This window comes from Paenibacillus baimaensis, assembly GCF_025567575.1.
Window position 1 is genome coordinate 219,019 of the sequence record NZ_JAOQIO010000084.1, and the last position, 16,644, is coordinate 235,662.

General features: G+C 44.4%; 14 protein-coding genes. 12 read left to right on the forward strand and 2 right to left on the reverse strand.

Annotated elements, in window-relative coordinates; translation table 11 throughout:
* Positions 1 to 240 precede the first annotated feature (240 nt).
* Positions 241 to 1,017: a helix-turn-helix domain-containing protein gene (locus OB236_RS20165; protein WP_076228916.1), complete on the reverse strand. Its 777-nt coding sequence runs from the start codon at positions 1,015 to 1,017 to the stop codon at positions 241 to 243.
* Between the two features lie 238 nt (positions 1,018 to 1,255).
* Between OB236_RS20165 and OB236_RS20170 the strand changes: the two genes are divergently transcribed.
* The 8 genes from OB236_RS20170 to OB236_RS20205 all read left to right on the forward strand — a co-directional run bounded on the left by OB236_RS20170 (position 1,256) and on the right by OB236_RS20205 (position 10,121).
* Positions 1,256 to 2,395 (forward strand): amidohydrolase family protein, encoded by a 1,140-nt coding sequence (locus OB236_RS20170; protein WP_076228917.1) that lies wholly within the window; start codon positions 1,256 to 1,258, stop codon positions 2,393 to 2,395.
* On the forward strand, positions 2,392 to 2,763 hold the full coding sequence (locus OB236_RS20175) for a Rieske (2Fe-2S) protein (RefSeq protein ID WP_262685613.1): 372 nt from the start codon (positions 2,392 to 2,394) through the stop codon (positions 2,761 to 2,763). The genes OB236_RS20170 and OB236_RS20175 overlap by 4 nt, the downstream gene beginning before the upstream one ends.
* Positions 2,764 to 2,807: 44 nt before the next feature.
* On the forward strand, positions 2,808 to 3,737 hold the full coding sequence (locus OB236_RS20180; protein ID WP_262685614.1) for an ABC transporter permease: 930 nt from the start codon (positions 2,808 to 2,810) through the stop codon (positions 3,735 to 3,737).
* A gap of 43 nt (positions 3,738 to 3,780) precedes the next feature.
* Positions 3,781 to 4,659, forward strand: coding sequence for a carbohydrate ABC transporter permease (locus OB236_RS20185; RefSeq protein ID WP_076228920.1), 879 nt, complete (start codon positions 3,781 to 3,783; stop codon positions 4,657 to 4,659).
* Positions 4,660 to 4,697: 38 nt separating this feature from the next.
* A complete protein-coding gene (locus OB236_RS20190; RefSeq protein WP_262685615.1) occupies positions 4,698 to 6,224 on the forward strand; it encodes an extracellular solute-binding protein in 1,527 nt (508 codons plus the stop codon).
* A 177-nt stretch (positions 6,225 to 6,401) separates the two neighbouring features.
* The gene (locus tag OB236_RS20195; protein ID WP_262685616.1) at positions 6,402 to 7,496 is read left to right on the forward strand and encodes an endospore germination permease; all 1,095 of its coding nucleotides are present in this window, start codon (positions 6,402 to 6,404) and stop codon (positions 7,494 to 7,496) included.
* The gene (locus OB236_RS20200; RefSeq protein WP_262685617.1) at positions 7,493 to 8,968 is read left to right on the forward strand and encodes a spore germination protein; all 1,476 of its coding nucleotides are present in this window, start codon (positions 7,493 to 7,495) and stop codon (positions 8,966 to 8,968) included. The genes OB236_RS20195 and OB236_RS20200 overlap by 4 nt, the downstream gene beginning before the upstream one ends.
* Position 8,969: 1 nt before the next feature.
* Complete coding sequence (locus OB236_RS20205) at positions 8,970 to 10,121, forward strand: Ger(x)C family spore germination protein (protein ID WP_262685618.1); 1,152 nt, start codon at positions 8,970 to 8,972, stop codon at positions 10,119 to 10,121.
* Positions 10,122 to 10,327: 206 nt separating this feature from the next.
* On the opposite strand, the gene OB236_RS20210 is transcribed toward OB236_RS20205, so the two are convergent.
* Positions 10,328 to 11,377 carry a hypothetical protein gene (locus tag OB236_RS20210; RefSeq protein WP_262685619.1) on the reverse strand — a complete coding sequence of 350 codons (1,050 nt, stop codon included), beginning with the start codon at positions 11,375 to 11,377 and terminating at the stop codon, positions 10,328 to 10,330.
* Between the two features lie 543 nt (positions 11,378 to 11,920).
* On the opposite strand from OB236_RS20210, the gene OB236_RS20215 reads away from it, so the two are divergent.
* The 4 genes from OB236_RS20215 (at position 11,921) to OB236_RS20230 (ending at position 16,603) form a co-directional block, all read left to right on the forward strand.
* Complete coding sequence (locus OB236_RS20215; protein WP_262685620.1) at positions 11,921 to 12,649, forward strand: cache domain-containing protein; 729 nt, start codon at positions 11,921 to 11,923, stop codon at positions 12,647 to 12,649.
* Positions 12,650 to 12,889: 240 nt separating this feature from the next.
* Positions 12,890 to 13,849: an ABC transporter permease gene (locus OB236_RS20220; protein ID WP_408638497.1), complete on the forward strand. Its 960-nt coding sequence runs from the start codon at positions 12,890 to 12,892 to the stop codon at positions 13,847 to 13,849.
* A gap of 192 nt (positions 13,850 to 14,041) precedes the next feature.
* Positions 14,042 to 14,908, forward strand: coding sequence for a carbohydrate ABC transporter permease (locus tag OB236_RS20225; RefSeq protein ID WP_262685621.1), 867 nt, complete (start codon positions 14,042 to 14,044; stop codon positions 14,906 to 14,908).
* A 135-nt stretch (positions 14,909 to 15,043) separates the two neighbouring features.
* Positions 15,044 to 16,603, forward strand: a complete 1,560-nt coding sequence (locus OB236_RS20230; RefSeq protein WP_076228939.1) for a type 2 periplasmic-binding domain-containing protein — start codon at positions 15,044 to 15,046, stop codon at positions 16,601 to 16,603.
* Positions 16,604 to 16,644: the final 41 nt, after the last annotated feature.

Below are 16,644 nucleotides of genomic sequence, written 5' to 3' on the forward strand. Positions count from 1 at the left end.
GAGGCTTCTTTGTTCATATATAAGAGGATCATGGTTATGAATGCCGGATGGCAGATCGGCTTGGGGTTAAGAAGTAGAAGACTGCACATATGAAGGAGAGAGGACATGGGTATGGGGTGGAAAGTTTACGGGCCGTCTTTGAAGTCGTGTTCCCACCGTCCAATCTCATCCATGGAACACGACTTCAACAACGGCTGGAACCCCATACCCATGTCCTCACCAACGCACCTAAGTATGGGTTTAGACACGATAATGCTGTCTGAACGACGAAGGATTCGTCCCGATCTTGGAGCTGAATATTCGGCTCAGGTAGGAGCCGTTCTCATACCCACATTGGATCGCAATCGATTCCATGGTGTCATCTGTTTCCAGCAGCAGCCGCTTGGCCTCCTCCAATCGCAAACGGGTAACAAATTCCAAAGGTGCCACGCCATATGCTGCCTGAAACCGCCTTGTAAACTGAGGCTGCTTGATTCCGAGACTGGACGCAATTTCGTGCATGCTAAGCTCGCCGAACACATTCTTGTGAATGATTCCCGCTGCTTTCTGCATGCTGGGGTCAATCTGCTTTTTACGATTAAAAGTGGATTTTTTTTCCACATCACACAGAAATAAAAGGTCCGCAACCAGATGATTGAGAATAGGAGAGGAGACGCCGTATTTGAGCTCTGTCTTACGCAAATAAGTATAAGTGGAGGAGAGCCGGGCCACATCGTGAATCGTTATTTTGCCAACAGGTGGCCGCAGAAAAGAATCCTCTACTTCCTCGGGTACGGTAAACCGAATCATGTGAAAAGTAATTTCATTGGGTGTCCTGCGCTTTAACACGACATTCGGCGGACAAATCACGATATCCCCAAAGACCGCATGTCCGTTCAACTCCCCGACATCGAAGTCAAACGCGCCTTTTTCTACGCCAAGGATAACATGATTACTGTATATATCCTCGGGCAGCTGGAAGCCAGGTTGGGGTCCCGCATAGACATATCCATCTACATTTATCAGGTTTTGAAGCATGGCACATTCCCCTCCTGCCACCAGATCAACCAAGCTGGCTTTTAATTTGAGAATATCATATTTTATGTAATTATTAAAGGTTTGGATCGGATAGTTGTTTCTCCGCATCTACGCAAAAAAGTGCAAGAGAAATGGCAAATGTGTGTATTACAATCCGTATTTTACGATGATATGATAATAGTGAAATCAGAACATTACGTAGTTCCAAGATGACAATTGCGATAAAGGGGTGGTTCAAATGGAGACAACACAAATCAAAGGATCAGAAAGCAAGTCCAAGTTGAAGCGTTCCATTATTGACACGGATATTCACGGAAGAGCTCCGCGAGAAGGTATGCTGAAGTACATGCCGCGTATTTATCGGGAACAGATTGCTACTTTTGGTTGGCGTCTGCCTGCACAAGGCGGAATGTTTCTGAATGGTGGAACCAACGGTAGTATGCAGGATGTGAACATCCCTGAGGACAGTCAGAACGAAGACACTTATCTCGATTATTTACGGAAAAACCACCTGGACACCTACAACATCGAGTATGGTATATTGACTGGGGGAGGTTATGAGGTTCATGCAGCGGTAGACACCGATTTTGCGGCGGCGGTTTGTTCGGCACACAATGATTATTATTTGGAGAGATACTTGTCGAGAGAAAGCAGACTGAAAGGCTCAATCCTGATTCCTAAGCAGGATCCTATTCTGTCCGCCAAAGAAATTGATCGTGTTGGATCCAATCCAGATATGATTCAGGTCGTGGTCTCCAATGGAGCACAGAAGCCTTACGGGCACCGATTTTATCATCCTATTTATGAAGCTTGCGTTCGCCATAACCTGCCTTTTACCATTCACGTCAGCATGGAGGGTATTGGTATCAACAATCCGACAACGGGGGCCGGGCATGTTACCAGCTACATTGAATACCGTGCAGCGCGTGCTCATATTATGGCAGCACATATGGCAAGCTTTATTTTTGAAGGGGTATTTGAGAAGTTCCCAACACTCAGGGTAGTGATGATGGAAGCGGGAATGCTGTGGATCGCTCCGCTGATCTGGAGATTGGATCAGGATTGGAAAGCTTTGCGCCACCAGACACCGTGGGTCAAGGAACCGCCAAGTGAATATTACCGTAAATTTTTTAGGATCACCTCGCAGCCGTTGGAGCTTCCTCCGACAACCGATATGATCAAGCCAATGATGAATGCCATCCATTGCGAGACGAATCTGATGTTTGCAAGCGATTTCCCGCACTGGGATTTTGATTCCCCGACGCATGCCTTCCCGAAATTGGAAGAGAATATGTGGGATCGAATCTTTTACCAGAATGCAGCGGAGCTGTACGGCTTGCCGCAAAGAAAAGCGTCGAAGGGAGTGGCTTTGGCATGACCCGGTATTTGGTAGGCAGCATCTCAGAATTAACACCTGGATCCAAAAAAATTATTCAAGCCGGCGGGCGCAGTGTTGGTGTGTACAACCTGGGCGGCGAATTGTATGCGATTCGGAATCTATGCCCACATCAAAGTGCGGGATTATGCGAGGGCATTACGAGCTCGTTTGTTACATCCACGGGACCCGGGGAATTTTGCTTTGAGCATGAGGGTGAGATTGCACGATGTCCGTGGCATTTTTGGGAATTCAACATTAAGACAGGTCAAATGATGGTGGACCCGAAGGTAAGAACCAAAACGTATGATGTAGAAGTAGAACGGTTTGATGTTTCTGTAGATGAACAGCAGGTCTTCGTCCACATGTAACATCCAGAAGCTAACAGCAGGAGATTAGGGTTATCCCTACAGAAATGGCGGTGGTAGGAATTAAAGCAACATTGACTCTGCTAAAAAAAGACAAGCATCTGTATTTATTGGCCATACCCGGCATCTTATTCTTTATTGTGTTTCATTATGTTCCGATGTATGGAATATTGATTGCTTTCAAAAAGTACAACGTATACCAAGGATTTGCTGGCAGCCCTTGGATAGGATTCGATAATTTTGTTAAGCTTTTTCAAATGAGTGGTTTTGTGAGAGCGCTTAACAATACGATGATTATCAGCCTGTACCAATTGGTGTTTGCTTTCCCTGCTCCTATTATCCTTGCGATTATGTTGAATGAAGTCAGGCACATGCTGTATAGAAAATTTGTGCAAACCGTCATTTATCTGCCCCATTTTGTATCGTGGATTATCATTACAGGCATATTATATGCCTTTTTTTCCCCGTCTACGGGCGTTATCAAAGAGATTTCCGTGTGGCTGGGTTATGAGGGAACTGTGATCAATTTTATGAGCAGCAAGGAATATTTCAGATCGTTGCTGGTTGTCTCGAATATATGGAAGGAAGCAGGGTTCGGGACTGTGCTCTACTTGGCGACCATCGTATCAATTGATCCTCAGTTATATGAAGCGGCGAAGGTGGACGGGGCGAAGAAGTGGCATCAAATTTGGCATATTACGCTTCCGGGGCTGCGAACAACGATTGTCATTTTACTGATCTTCCGGGTAGGCCACATCCTCAACGCCGGGCTGGATCAAGTGTATGCGCTTTATAATCCTCAGGTATATGAAGTCAGCGAAATATTGGACACCTTTATTTACAAGCTGGCTTTCGAAGAGGCCAAATATGATTTGTCGACAGCTACGGGTGTGTTCAAGTCAGTCATTGGCTTGATACTCGTATTGTTCACTAACTATATTGCCAAAAAAATCGACCGGGACAGCGGGATTATTTAAGCTTACGATGCGGGTTTTGTACCAAAACTTTTAGGAGGCCAACATGAAGGAGACGTTTGGGGAGAAGTTCATTTATTGGCTGTTAAACGGTTTTTTATTACTATTGTCCCTATGCACGCTGTATCCTTTCTGGCATGTCCTGATGTATGCCTTAAGTGATCCCAAGCTATCGATGGGTGGAGGCATATTCCTTCTTCCACGGGGATGGTCGCTATCGTCGTTTGAAATTTTACTGAACAGTAAGGGGATCTATACAGCCTACGGGAACTCCTTGATCAGGCTGGTTGTGGGAACCTGTGTGAATCTTCTATTTACGGCGATGCTTGCTTATCCGTTATCCCTGAAGCGTTTTATCGGCAGAAATGCGATCACACTGATGATCTTTTTTACGATGCTGTTCAGCGGCGGTATGATTCCCAGCTATTTACTCGTTAAAGAATTGGGACTATTGGATAGTATCTGGGCGCTCATTATTCCGGGTACGATCAGTGCTTGGAATTTGCTGATTATGAAAACGTATTTTCAGAACATTCCTCCTGAGCTCGAAGAATCTGCGAGCATAGACGGAGCTTCGCCCATGAGGGTGTTAATTTCAGTTATACTGCCTGTCTCCATGCCGGTGATTGCTGCGATCGGCTTGTTTTACGGAGTAGCTCATTGGAACTCCTATTTTGACGCGATCCTGTATATCAACTCACAGAGCCAACAAGTATTGCAGGTGTTCCTACGGACGATGCTCAACAGCAGTTCTTTGCAGCAGGTACAGGGCTCGGAGGCTTTTGCCAGCAATATCGGGATGGTAACCGAGGAATCGGTCAAGATGGCAACGGTCATTTCATCGGTACTGCCTATGCTGCTCATCTATCCGTTTTTGCAAAAGTACTACGTAAAGGGAGTATTAATCGGTTCAGTTAAAGGATAATGAAATGTGAATTCGGACAAATACCTAGGGGGCTGGCTATGATTAATAAATCTTGGAAATCCATCGTATGGGCAACGACAACAATAGTTGCGGTTGGAAGTTTAAGCGCTTGCAGTGGAGGTGCGCAAGGAACGGGTTCCGATGCATCGGGACAGCAGCAAACCAAGCCTGGAGAAACGGCAACCGTTACGATTCTTATGAGCAAGGGCACCAATTTCCCTGAGACGAATCCGGTCATTGACCAAATCAGAAAAAAAACAGGCGCCAACGTGCAGGTCATTGCAGTGGATCTCGGGGATTATGAAAATAAATTGAATGCCATGATTGCATCCGGCAGCCCACCTGACATATTCAACAGCTACAGCAAGCCTAAGATCAAAGATCTGGTAGACAATAAAGCCATTCTTCAGCTTGATCCTTTATTAGAGAAATCAGGAAAAAACATTAGTGAGAATAAAGGCAAATATTTAAAGGGTATCGGCTACATCGATGGCAAAACGTATGCCATCCCGAATGCTTACGGACTCGGTAACGGACTTGCCATCCGTCAGGATTGGCTCGATAAGCTTGGGCTCAAGGTGCCGACAACATTGGATGAATATGAAAATGTTTTGAAAGCCTTTGTTACCAAGGACCCGGATGGTAATGGCAAGAATGATACCATCGGTCTTGGGTTGTCCGTATCCATTGATCAGACATTCGAGCATGTCTTCGCGGCTTATGGGGTGCCACTCAAGAGGGGAGTGCTAGTTGACGGTAAAGTGACTCCGTGGCCACTAGCCCCCGGTTATCTGGATGCAGTCAAGTACTATAACAAGCTGTACAAGGAAGGGCTGCTTGAGCCTGACTTTGCAACCGTTCCAGCGATGCAGGAATATGAAAAGCTATGGAATGGGAAGATGGGTGCCTTCCAGTTTAATCCTCCAGGTACAACGCAAAACTGGATGACCCGCTATATTGAAAATCCTAAACCGAAGTTTGTGTATACTACGCTCAAGGGACCGAATGGTCAAGGCGGCAATGTTCGTTTTGTCCGTGAGGATAAAGGTCCGTGGACGCACATCTCCAGTAAATCCAAAAACCCTGAAGCTGCGATGAAGGTGCTTGATTTTCTAATCAGCGAAGAAGGCGACCGTTTGACATGGGCTGGAATTGAAGGAACCACCTATACCATGAAAGACGGCAAATTCGAATGGATCAAGCCTTATGACGATGCTGTTCAACTGAGAAATCAGGGGGGCTTCGCCTATTCTGCTATTATTCAACGCCTGGATGGTATGGAGTTTCAGCTGATGAACGATACGACGCGCAAAGGGATCGAACTATCGTATAACAGCCCAATCCCTGATGCTTATCTATTTGGGGTACCTGATATTGAAAGAGACAAAAAGAAGGTTCTTGATGACATGGAGCTTGAATTCAGAACCTCTGCCATCGTATCGAAGGGCGATCTGGATAAACTATACACGGACTTTAAGAAAAAATATTTAGCCGAAGGCGGAAGCACGTGGATTGAGCAAGCAACGGTTATCTACAACAAGGAAAAAGCGGAATTAAAAAAGTGAAATGAATCAATCGTGCGCTAATCACTGAAGAATGGATAGCACACAGCACAAGCTGACAACGGTAGTAGACCGGGGTCAGCTTGTTTGTATGATGGTTGTAAATTGGATGGATATGCATAATATTCGAACATCTGGATAATCTATTACCGTTATAACAGACGGATGGTGAATAGTGTCATGGATAAAAGTATAGGTAAAATTAACTTTTTGCAGGTGTGCATGATTTTGATGCTGATGAATGGACTTATGACTCATGTAGTCGTGAATCCTATGCTGATGGAGGCATCCGGCAGGGATGCCTGGATTTCCGCTATATTGGCAGGAGTATTGTTATTACCGTGGTGTGCCCTGCTGGTTATCTTTATGAAAAAATCAGGCCAACAGAAGCTTCAGCCTTGGCTAGCGAGCAAGACAAATTCCACAATCTCGTGGTTGCTTGTCATTCCGATTTGTTTGCAATTGTATCTCATCGGAGGGACGACGGTTATCCACACCGCAACATGGACCATTATTAATAACCTGCCCGGTACGCCCAAGCTTGCCTTGGTTTTCACTTTATGTCTGGTCAGCTTGTATTACGCCATTTCTGGCATTCGGATGATAGCGATTAGTGCGGGCATCTTATTACCTATGGTAATTGTACTGGGGTATTTTGTGAGCTTCGCCAATATGCCCAAAAAAGATTTCACCCTGTTGCAGCCGGTTCTGGAGTATGGCTGGCAGCCTGTTATCCATGGCATGCTTTATGCGGGAGGCGGCTTCATAGAGCTGATCATGATCATAGCGATTCAGCATCGAATAAAGTCTCGTGTTCGGCCATGGCAGCTGATGATACTTGCAGCTGTTATGGTGTACATCACGGTAGGTCCCATTATAGGTGGAATTACGGAATTTGGGCATAGGGAAGCCACCAAGCAGATGGAATCACCCTACGAGCAGTGGAGATTGGTAAAACTTGGTAATAATATCGAGCATGTGGATTTTTTATCCGAATTCCAATGGCTCGCCGGTGCGGTGATACGAGTCAGCTTTTCACAGCTATTAATAGGAGAGTTGTTACCTTTTCGAAGCTTGAAAAAGAAAAATATGCTAATTTTATCCATCACGATCAGTTATATTGTGCTCACGATGCTTCCCTTGGAAAGCTATTCCGTTTATTTATGGATGTATCAATATTACATGCCGATTTCTTTCACAGTAGCTTTGTTCATATCACTCGTATGCATGGCGATTGCACTCATTTCCAGGAAGGTAAAGGAGGAAGCTGCATGAAAGGAAATAAGCTTGAATCGTCGGAAAGCTGGAGCGAATCTAAACTCAAGGCGTTATTTCCTCACTCGGCGGACGTCCAGATTCATAATTTTCGATTAGAGGATGATGGTTGCTCCGAAGTTACTCTCATTTATAGCGAGGGCTTGTGTGATACCACTCAAATTGGTAGGGTCGTTCTACCTCAGCTTAAAAATATGTATCGCCAGCATGGTTTTACTGACTTGCAAGGGGACAATGTATACGGTACCCTGCCTATACATTCAATAGAGGCCGAAGCCACACCTGTAGAAATAGCCGAATTATTGTTTCAGGGGGATCTCCTGCTGCTGTTTCCTCAAACCTCTGCTTTATTTAGAATGTGTATCGGTCATCGTTCTGAGCGCACTCCTGAAGAATCAAGTACAGAGATATCGATCAAGGGTCCCAAAGATGGATTCGTAGAAGACATCATGGTGAATGTGTCACTGATCCGCAAACGGATTCGCAGCAATTCCCTCTGCTATGAAACCGTTACGCTGGGAAGACGAACAAGAACAAGAGTTGGTTTGCTGTACATTGATGACATTATTTCCCCTGATGTGTTGAATGAAGTGAAAAAAAGGCTTAACAAGATTGATGTGGATGGACTTTATAGTATAAACCAACTTGAAGAAATGATTGTTGACGCCAAGTATTCGATGTTTCCTTTACTCGATTACAGCGGTCGACCTGACAAAGCAGTAAGCAGTCTGTTGGCAGGGAGATTTGTCATCATTGTCGATGGGAATCCAATGGTATTAGTTGGGCCTACGACCTTTTTGCTTCTAATAAAATCACCTGAAGATCTATATTTTAGTTTCCAAAATGTATCATTTGCACGTTTGATACGTTTATTCAGCTTCTGTATATCTATTTTGCTGCCTGGTATTTGGGTTTCGTTGTCTTCTTTTCACCAGGATCAGATCCCCTTTCGACTGATGGCAACCATTGCATCAGCACGTATTGGATTGCCCTTTACCGCACAAGCAGAATTGTTAATTTTACTGGTGCTATTAGAGATATTCAGAGAAGCGGGTCTTCGATTACCAAGTACAATTGGACAGACATTGACCGTTGTTGGCGGATTAATTATTGGTGATGCATCTATTCGAGCCGGCTTGGTTTCGCCAAGCGTTGTTGTCGTTGGCGCCATTACAGTAGTTGCAGGAACTACTTTAGTCAATCAATCGTTAAGTTCAACCGTCAGTTTCATGCGGTTTTTGATGTTTATGATTTCTTCTTTTCTTGGCATGTACGGACTTATCCTTGGGATGTTGCTGATTCTAGGTTATATGAGCCAGCTTCGTTCCTTCGGTGTGCCCTATATGGCGCCGATTTCCCCTCCGCATTTTAAAGAAATGTTAGGCGCTGTTCTTCGACTTCCCTGGAGCAAATATAAAAAAAGACCTCAATCATTACACACCATAGATTCGGACCGACAAGGGGAGGATTAGCGTGGCTGTAAGCATAAAATGGGTTCTCATACTGGCTGTACTCCTATTGGAGTCAGGCTGCTGGGATTCCAAGCCTATTCAAAATATGGTCTATGTAACAGCTATTGGTCTGGATTATGAGGAAGGTAATTTTATTGTCCATGTACAGACACTAAATTTTAGTAATGTGGCCAAGAGTGAAAATTTCGAAATTGGTAAAAATGTACCCGTGTGGTTAGGCAGAGGAGAGGGGAAAACGGTCAGCGAAGCTTTATCATCGATCTATGCGACCTCACAGGTAAGAGTATACTGGGGACATGTCAGAGCGATCATTTTCAGTGATAGAATGCTTAATGCGACAGATTCGGTTAAGCATGCTTATGACGCCATAAACCGTTATCGTGAGGTTAGATATAACATTTTAGTATACGGTACGAAAGAGCCCATGACCAAGATCCTTACGCAAAAATCAATTTTCAATTTTTCACCATTAGAGAGCATCATGGATACCCCGGAAGATAGCTATTCTCAAAGGTCCTTTATTCCTCCCCAGTATGGTTACAGGCTTATCGCAGAAGTGAGCGAACCCGGAAGGACGGCAATGCTTCCATCGCTTGCCACCGTAGACGATAGCTGGACGGAGGATCAAAAGAAAAAATCAATGTTTAAAGTGGACGGAGCCTACATGGTGAATACGCAAGAACTGAGAGGTTGGTTTTCCGGTGACGATCTCAAGGGAGCCAGATGGCTATATAAAAAAATGAAACGTGCGATCGTTAATATTCCCGGTAATGGGGACCCGATCGCGGCACTAGTCCTGAAGCTGCCTAAACATCGTATAGAGACTTACCTTGAAAATGGGGAATTGCGCTTTAATATCACCGTTGAGGTCCAAGCTTATGTAGATGAAATGGTCCAAAACACATCTACAAAGAAGATGGAGCAGGAAGCGGAAGCGGTTGTTCGAGAAGAAATAAAATCGACCTATTTAAAGGGAGTTTCGAAGCAGACGGATATTCTGAACTTGCTGGGAGAACTTTATGAAAAAAAATATAAAATATGGAAAAAATTTTCTGACGAAAACCAACTGGTATTAAAAGAAGATACTTTGAACAAAATCATTGTTCACGTAAGGATAACTAACACAGGGACCTATAAAGGCAAGGTAAATTGATTTACAAAATCACATCGTTATAGCATGTTGAGGAGACCGTATGAAGCAGCTATGCAATTCCGATGTTCCAAAAAGCGTAGACAAATAGTTCAAAAAAGCCGGAGCCCCTTTACTTTTTTAAAGGATGCTTCGGCTTTTTGTCAGCTTGTGGTTGCGTTATGTATGAGAAGCTCTGATTAAAGTGAACTCTCATACAGGGCTTCGGATTACTTTCCGGCAGCGTTAACAGCTGCTCTAATGGCATCCGTCACTTTCTGTTGGAATTCAGCCGCTTCTTGTGCGGACAGGTTATCTGAAACAGCATGTATATCACTACTCCATAAGTTCAAAATACGGGATGCCAGCTCATCAGCTGATGTTGCAGTAAGACTTGTCAGGCTGCCACCTTGTTTATAAGCACTTTTCAGTTCATCATACTCAAGATCCTCAGTATTGGTAATCAGGAAAGCATCGTTAAAGATGGATGCTAAATGTTTGTTAATGAATGCTTGTGTATCATATGTGGAGTCTTTCTTTACATCCATCCCATTGGACAAGGAAACGGCAGATAAAATGGAGTTGTTTGCTTGATCCTTCAGCTTCGCAGCTTCATCAGCTGTTAGCAGATTGGCGGCAACCGCCTTATCAAGCTCTTGCAGAATCGGACTGACCAGTGCATCCCTTAAAAAGCTTTGATCGAGAAGGGTAGCCTCTGCGAGCGAGCTTCCTTTGAGTACACGATCATGTACATCCACATAATCTTCATCTGAAATAGCTGCAGCCTTGTTCTCCAATTGCTTCATAAGTGTATTCATAAGAGTATCATAATTAAATCCGCCTTTGACACTGGCAACCTGATATCCTGGTGTGGAAAGAGCGACTTGAATGCTATTGTACAAATCGGATTTCAATGTTGCTAACTGCTCATTAGTGACCGAATAGTTTTGCAAAGTACTGGATAGATCCTGATCTATCCATGCTCTCAACTTTTCGCCCAGTAATGAGCTGTCGATACTGGAAGCTTGAGCTAATGTCTGCCCATTAAGCAAAGCATCCTGCACATCTACATAATCTTTATCCGAAAACGCTACTGTCATCGTAATCAGCTTGTTTAAACGATCTGTTATGTATTGCTGTCTATCCAAAGGTGCTTTTACTCTTTCAATGACTGGGTAATCATCGTCATCCGCAAATGCTTTCGGGGCTAAAGTAAGGGCACCACTAAATAATAATGCAGTAGAAAGTATTGCAGCCATCCATGGTTTTCTGTTTTTCATTTTTAACTCCACCTTATCTCTATAGTTTTTCCTTAAACATTTCGCTAACGAAATGTTTCTGTACGAAATATATCACTTTGTGTTTGAATTGTAAATAGTATCTAAACAATAATAAGTGAATAAAGTTTGAACAATTTTCAAGAAAATGTTAATGCCACAATCTGGTACCAAGGATGACTAACTAGTTATTGCTAGAGTGCTCATAATGTTCTACAATATATTGTGAAGTAACTAACTTCTATGTAACGTAGAGCGGTGTATAGTGGTGTGGAGTGCGGTGTTAGAGATCATAGAAATCGTCGTACTTCACATCCAATGATGACCAGCATCGTTTGATCGTACAAGAATCAAGCTTCGTTTTGATAACGCTTTCAAAAAAGGGGATCGTAAATAGATATGCGCATGGCCAGCATGTTGTCAAACAAACCAATATTGAAGCTGATGCTGTTAATAGGAGGATTAGGTCTAATATTACTTATCGTTAGTGGGGCGGTTCACTTCGTTTCCTCTCAGATGATGCAATATGAAAAAAAAGAGAAAACGATGAGAGTGCTAATGCAAGTGAAGCAGACCATGGACAATGAAATCAAGCAGATGAATCGAGTATACTTGCGAGTTGCTTCTGACCCGAATGTTCGGGATTATCTGTATGCTCAGGATCCTTCACCAGTCAGCCAGAAGCCCGCCGCCGAGCTTGTGATGAAAAGCTTGAACAGGTATAAAGCTGCCAACCCCTCCATACTGGATGTGTACATGTACGCCAAAAGCAATCATGCAATCGTGAGTACACAAGCTGTGGACACGCCTGAACAGTTCTTTTCCACCCGGTTGTACACCTCCATGAAGTATTCAACCTGGCATCAGCTTATCAAATCGTACCAGAACAAGAACTACCTTCATATCGGACAGACCTCCAAGGATAGCTTTAAGGGAACTGGGCTGGCTCTTTTTCAATCGCTGCCGTTGACGGACCCAACCGGACCGGATGCAACGATAGTTATTGTCTTCAAGGCGGCCCCTTTACAATCCATATTGGATACTGTCGATCCGGGGCTCCAGGGCACTGTCATGATTACGGATAAATACGATGAGGTTTTGCTATCCTCCCAAGCAAGAAAAGCCCCTGCTCCAGAAGTGCTGGATGGAATGACCAACGATAACGGCGTTCTATACATGGATGAGAATGGTACGAAGGTTGCTCTGTTTTATATGAAATCGTCTGATCCGGAGCTGACGTATATGGCTTTTATTCCCGAGGATTTGCTGAGTTGAAGTATGTTATTCGTTCGGGGGTACCCCTGTACAATTGGGCATTGAACGTCCAGTTTACCAGTGGAGATGCCCCTGAATTTCGTCTGCGATTCATTCACTCATTTTACCGTATGCAATCTCCCCCCCTAATTTCTTAACACCCATCTTAAAAAAAGATAAGTATGTTTAAATTACGGACTCCCTCTATTCAGACCCCTGCTGTAAGATTCACATATAACAACAACGATGGGATGTGTGAATGTGAGCTATACGGAGGCGGAGACCGAGTCCGTGAGGGAAACTCGAAAATTGAAGCAAAACGGTTTGTTAACCTACTACAATCGGTATAAAATTCTTTATCTGCTATCGCTTCCGGGAATTATTTATTTTGTGGTTTTTAAGTATATTCCACTGGCAGGCTCGATGATGGCGTTTCAGAACTACAGCATTTTTGAGGGTATTTGGAAAAGTGAATGGGTAGGCATGGCTAATTTCCAGCGTATGTTTGAGTTCGCAGACTTTTGGAGAATTTTGAAAAATACATTGGCTATCGGTTTTTACACGCTGGTCTTTGGGTTTCCGATTCCGATTATTTTAGCTTTAATGATGAATGAGCTGCGTAATCAGCTCTATAAGCGATTTGTCCAGACAGCAGTGTATTTGCCGCATTTTTTATCATGGGTCGTTGTTGGTGGGATTGTGATAGAAATCTTGTCACCGACCAGTGGTGTGGTGAACCACGTCCTTACCTGGTTTGGACAGGAGCCGATCTACTTTATGGGTGAGGACTCCCATATTCGTACCATTATCGTAAGCTCGGGAATCTGGCGTGATGCGGGCTGGAGCACGATCATTTATTTGGCCGCCATGAGCGGTATCAACCCCGATCTGTACGAGGCTGCGCAAATGGATGGAGCGACTCGGTGGAGACAGACGATCTCCATCACGATTCCTTCGATTATGACGACAATTACAATTTTGTTTTTGCTGCAGATCGGGAATTTTCTGGATCTCGGCTTTGAGCGGGTATTTGTGTTTTTGAATCCGCTGACGAATTCAAATGGGGATATTCTCGATACGTACATTTACAGGGTGGGACTCATTCAACGGGAGTACAGCTATACGACGGCGATTGGGTTGTTTAAATCGGTGATTGGGTTTGTTCTGATTGTTACGGCGAATACGTTTAGTAAGCGAGCAACGGGTGAGGGATTGTATTAAAGGTTCGATGTGGAGAGTGTGGTGAGGAGCGTATGGTGAGGGGGGCGCTGCGCGGCCGAGCCTATAAGGCAGAGTAGAGATTAGGAAAAAAGGAGATTGTCCAAGGTGTCCTTTGGACAATTAACTACAATATAAAACTCAGTGCATAAATATGAAGTCAGTTTGCTAAGCAAACTTTTGGGAGGCTAACCCGTGTCACCATCCAACAAAACAAGTCGATTGGCGCTGCTCAATCCATTGATTTTATTACTGATTAGTTTGACGATGCTGCTGCCGATTCTGAATATTATCGCGCAATCACTGAGTGGTTCGGTTGCGCTTAGCACAGGCAAAGTGATTTTATGGCCAGTGGAGTTTACCATGGCGAACTACGCAACCGTTTTGCATCAGGCTGCGATCTGGAGAGCTTTTGGGATCAGTGTAATTATTACCGTTTGTGGGACTTTGATCAATCTGATTATGACTGCGAGCTTGGCCTATCCTCTTTCAAGACATGAGTATAGGGAACGGAAATTTATTTTGCTGCTGGTTTTGATTACGATGATATTTCATGCGCCGTTAATTCCGAATTATTTGCTCGTTAGGTCTTTAGGCTTGCTGGACACCCTATGGGCATTGATGCTGCCCGGAGCGATCAGTGCATTCAATTTGTTCGTGATGCGCTCGTTTTTCCTTTCCATCCCAAATGAATTGATTGAATCGGCGAGAATCGACGGAGCAGGGGAGCTGCGTACCGTATGGAGCATTATTTTGCCTCTATCCAAGCCGGCGATGGCAACGATGAGCATTATTTATTCGGTTGCCTTGTGGAACAATTACTCCAATGCGATGTATTATATCAATAATCGGGCCTTGTTTCCTTTGCAGGTCAAGCTGAGAGAGTTCGTTATTACCGACTCATCGGATTTGGCGAATACGGCCAATGATGTCGCCAACCTGTCACCGGAAGGGCTGAAGATGGCGGTCATCGTAATCGCAACGATTCCGATCATGCTCGTATATCCTTTTCTGCAAAAGCATTTTATTAAAGGGATGCTGATCGGATCGATTAAATCTTAACCGTGCAGGATGGATGATTCCGTGCACTACTATAATAAAGATCAACAGAGCTTAAAAAAACCGATGTTCCAGTTACAGCATTCGCGTTAAGATCATGTCGAAGCCACTCATTAACTCGTAGGGGGAACATATACAATGAAACGTTGGAAAAAAGCAGGTATGCTCGCATCGCTGACATGTGTTACAATAGTAGGCTGCTCCAGCCCGGCTGCACCCAAAGCAGCAGACAACAAACCGCAGGGACCAGTCAAAATTTCGATTTCGATGAGCGATTCCTTAAACAAGTATGCACTCGCTAGTACGGACATCAACAAGGACAAATGGGTCAAGAAGCTGGGAGAGCTAACGAATACCGAATTGGATATCCGATTGGTTCCACATGCGGAGTTCAAGCCCAAGACAGCCCTGATGTTCGCCAGCAACGACATTCCGGACGTAATGAACACCATTCAAGGCATGTTTCCGGAAGGACCCGATATGAGCGGAGCGATTAAAGGCGGATTGTTTATGCCGCTGGATGATCTGCTGAAGGAGTATGGACAGGATTTATTGAAAGCGATTCCGAAGGAAGCCTGGAACGAGGTCAAGTACAACGGTAAAATCTATGCGATCCCGGAATACTTATCGTCTTCCACCCGACGTGCAACGTTTATCCGTAAGGATCTACTCGATCAGACGGGGCTGCCAGCGCCAAAAACTGTCGATGATCTTCTGAATGTACTGCGCGCAATGAAAAAGAACGGGGTTGCTGAACCATTTGCCTTCCGCAAAGATTTTGTATATTCCGATGTGATTTTCGGTGCCTATGATGTGATGCCTTACAGCACGATGTTTGAAAAAATCGGCGATCAGGTTGTTCCTAAGTTTTTCAAGGTCGAAGCCATGCAAAAGGCGTTGCAGGTGTACAAGACGATGTATGACGAAGGCTTAATGGCGAAGGATTTTGCCAGTCTGGACGGTAACAAATGGACAAATAATATCAATGCCGGTAAATCGGGAGTCTGGAATCATAATGCCAATCTGCTGTTGAACTGGATTAACACCACAAAGCCTGCGAATGCCAAATCCGAGGTCATCATCATACCTTCACCTGTAGGGGATGACGGCAAAGGCGGCATGATGAAATACAGCTACACGGGCGGACTTTCTTATATTAACAGCAAGGTCAGCAAAGAAAAGGCGGCAGCCATCGTTAAATTTCACAATTATATGATTACCGAAGCGGGCGACAGATTCTTCAACTTTGGTATTGAGGGCGACACGTATACGATGAAGGATGGCAAGGTAGCCTACAAGCAGCCGACGACACCGGAAGGTACCTTGGAGGAGCAATTCCGTTCCGTTATGCTGAGGTTGGTTGAAGATACGGCCTTGAATCGGACCTTGCTCAATACGACAGAGGATGGTAAAAAGCTGGTTCAGCAGTTCGATACCATTGTAACGAAGGAAGGTCGTAACGGAATTGCGTTCCAGCCTGAGCTCGCAGCCAGCGCCAAGTATACGGATGCCGGTATCAAGTTCTCGGATATGCCGCCGGTTATTCTGGATCATATGCTGAAAATGGTATACGGCAAGGAACCGATTTCCGATTGGCCGAAGGTGCTGGAGGAATGGAAATCCAAGGGCGGGAATGATATCATAAAAGAAGCAACTGACCGTTATAATCAGAAATCCGGCGTCATCATGGGAGACTAATACATCCATACGTTGATCCCTGCACAAAATGGAGGACGGCA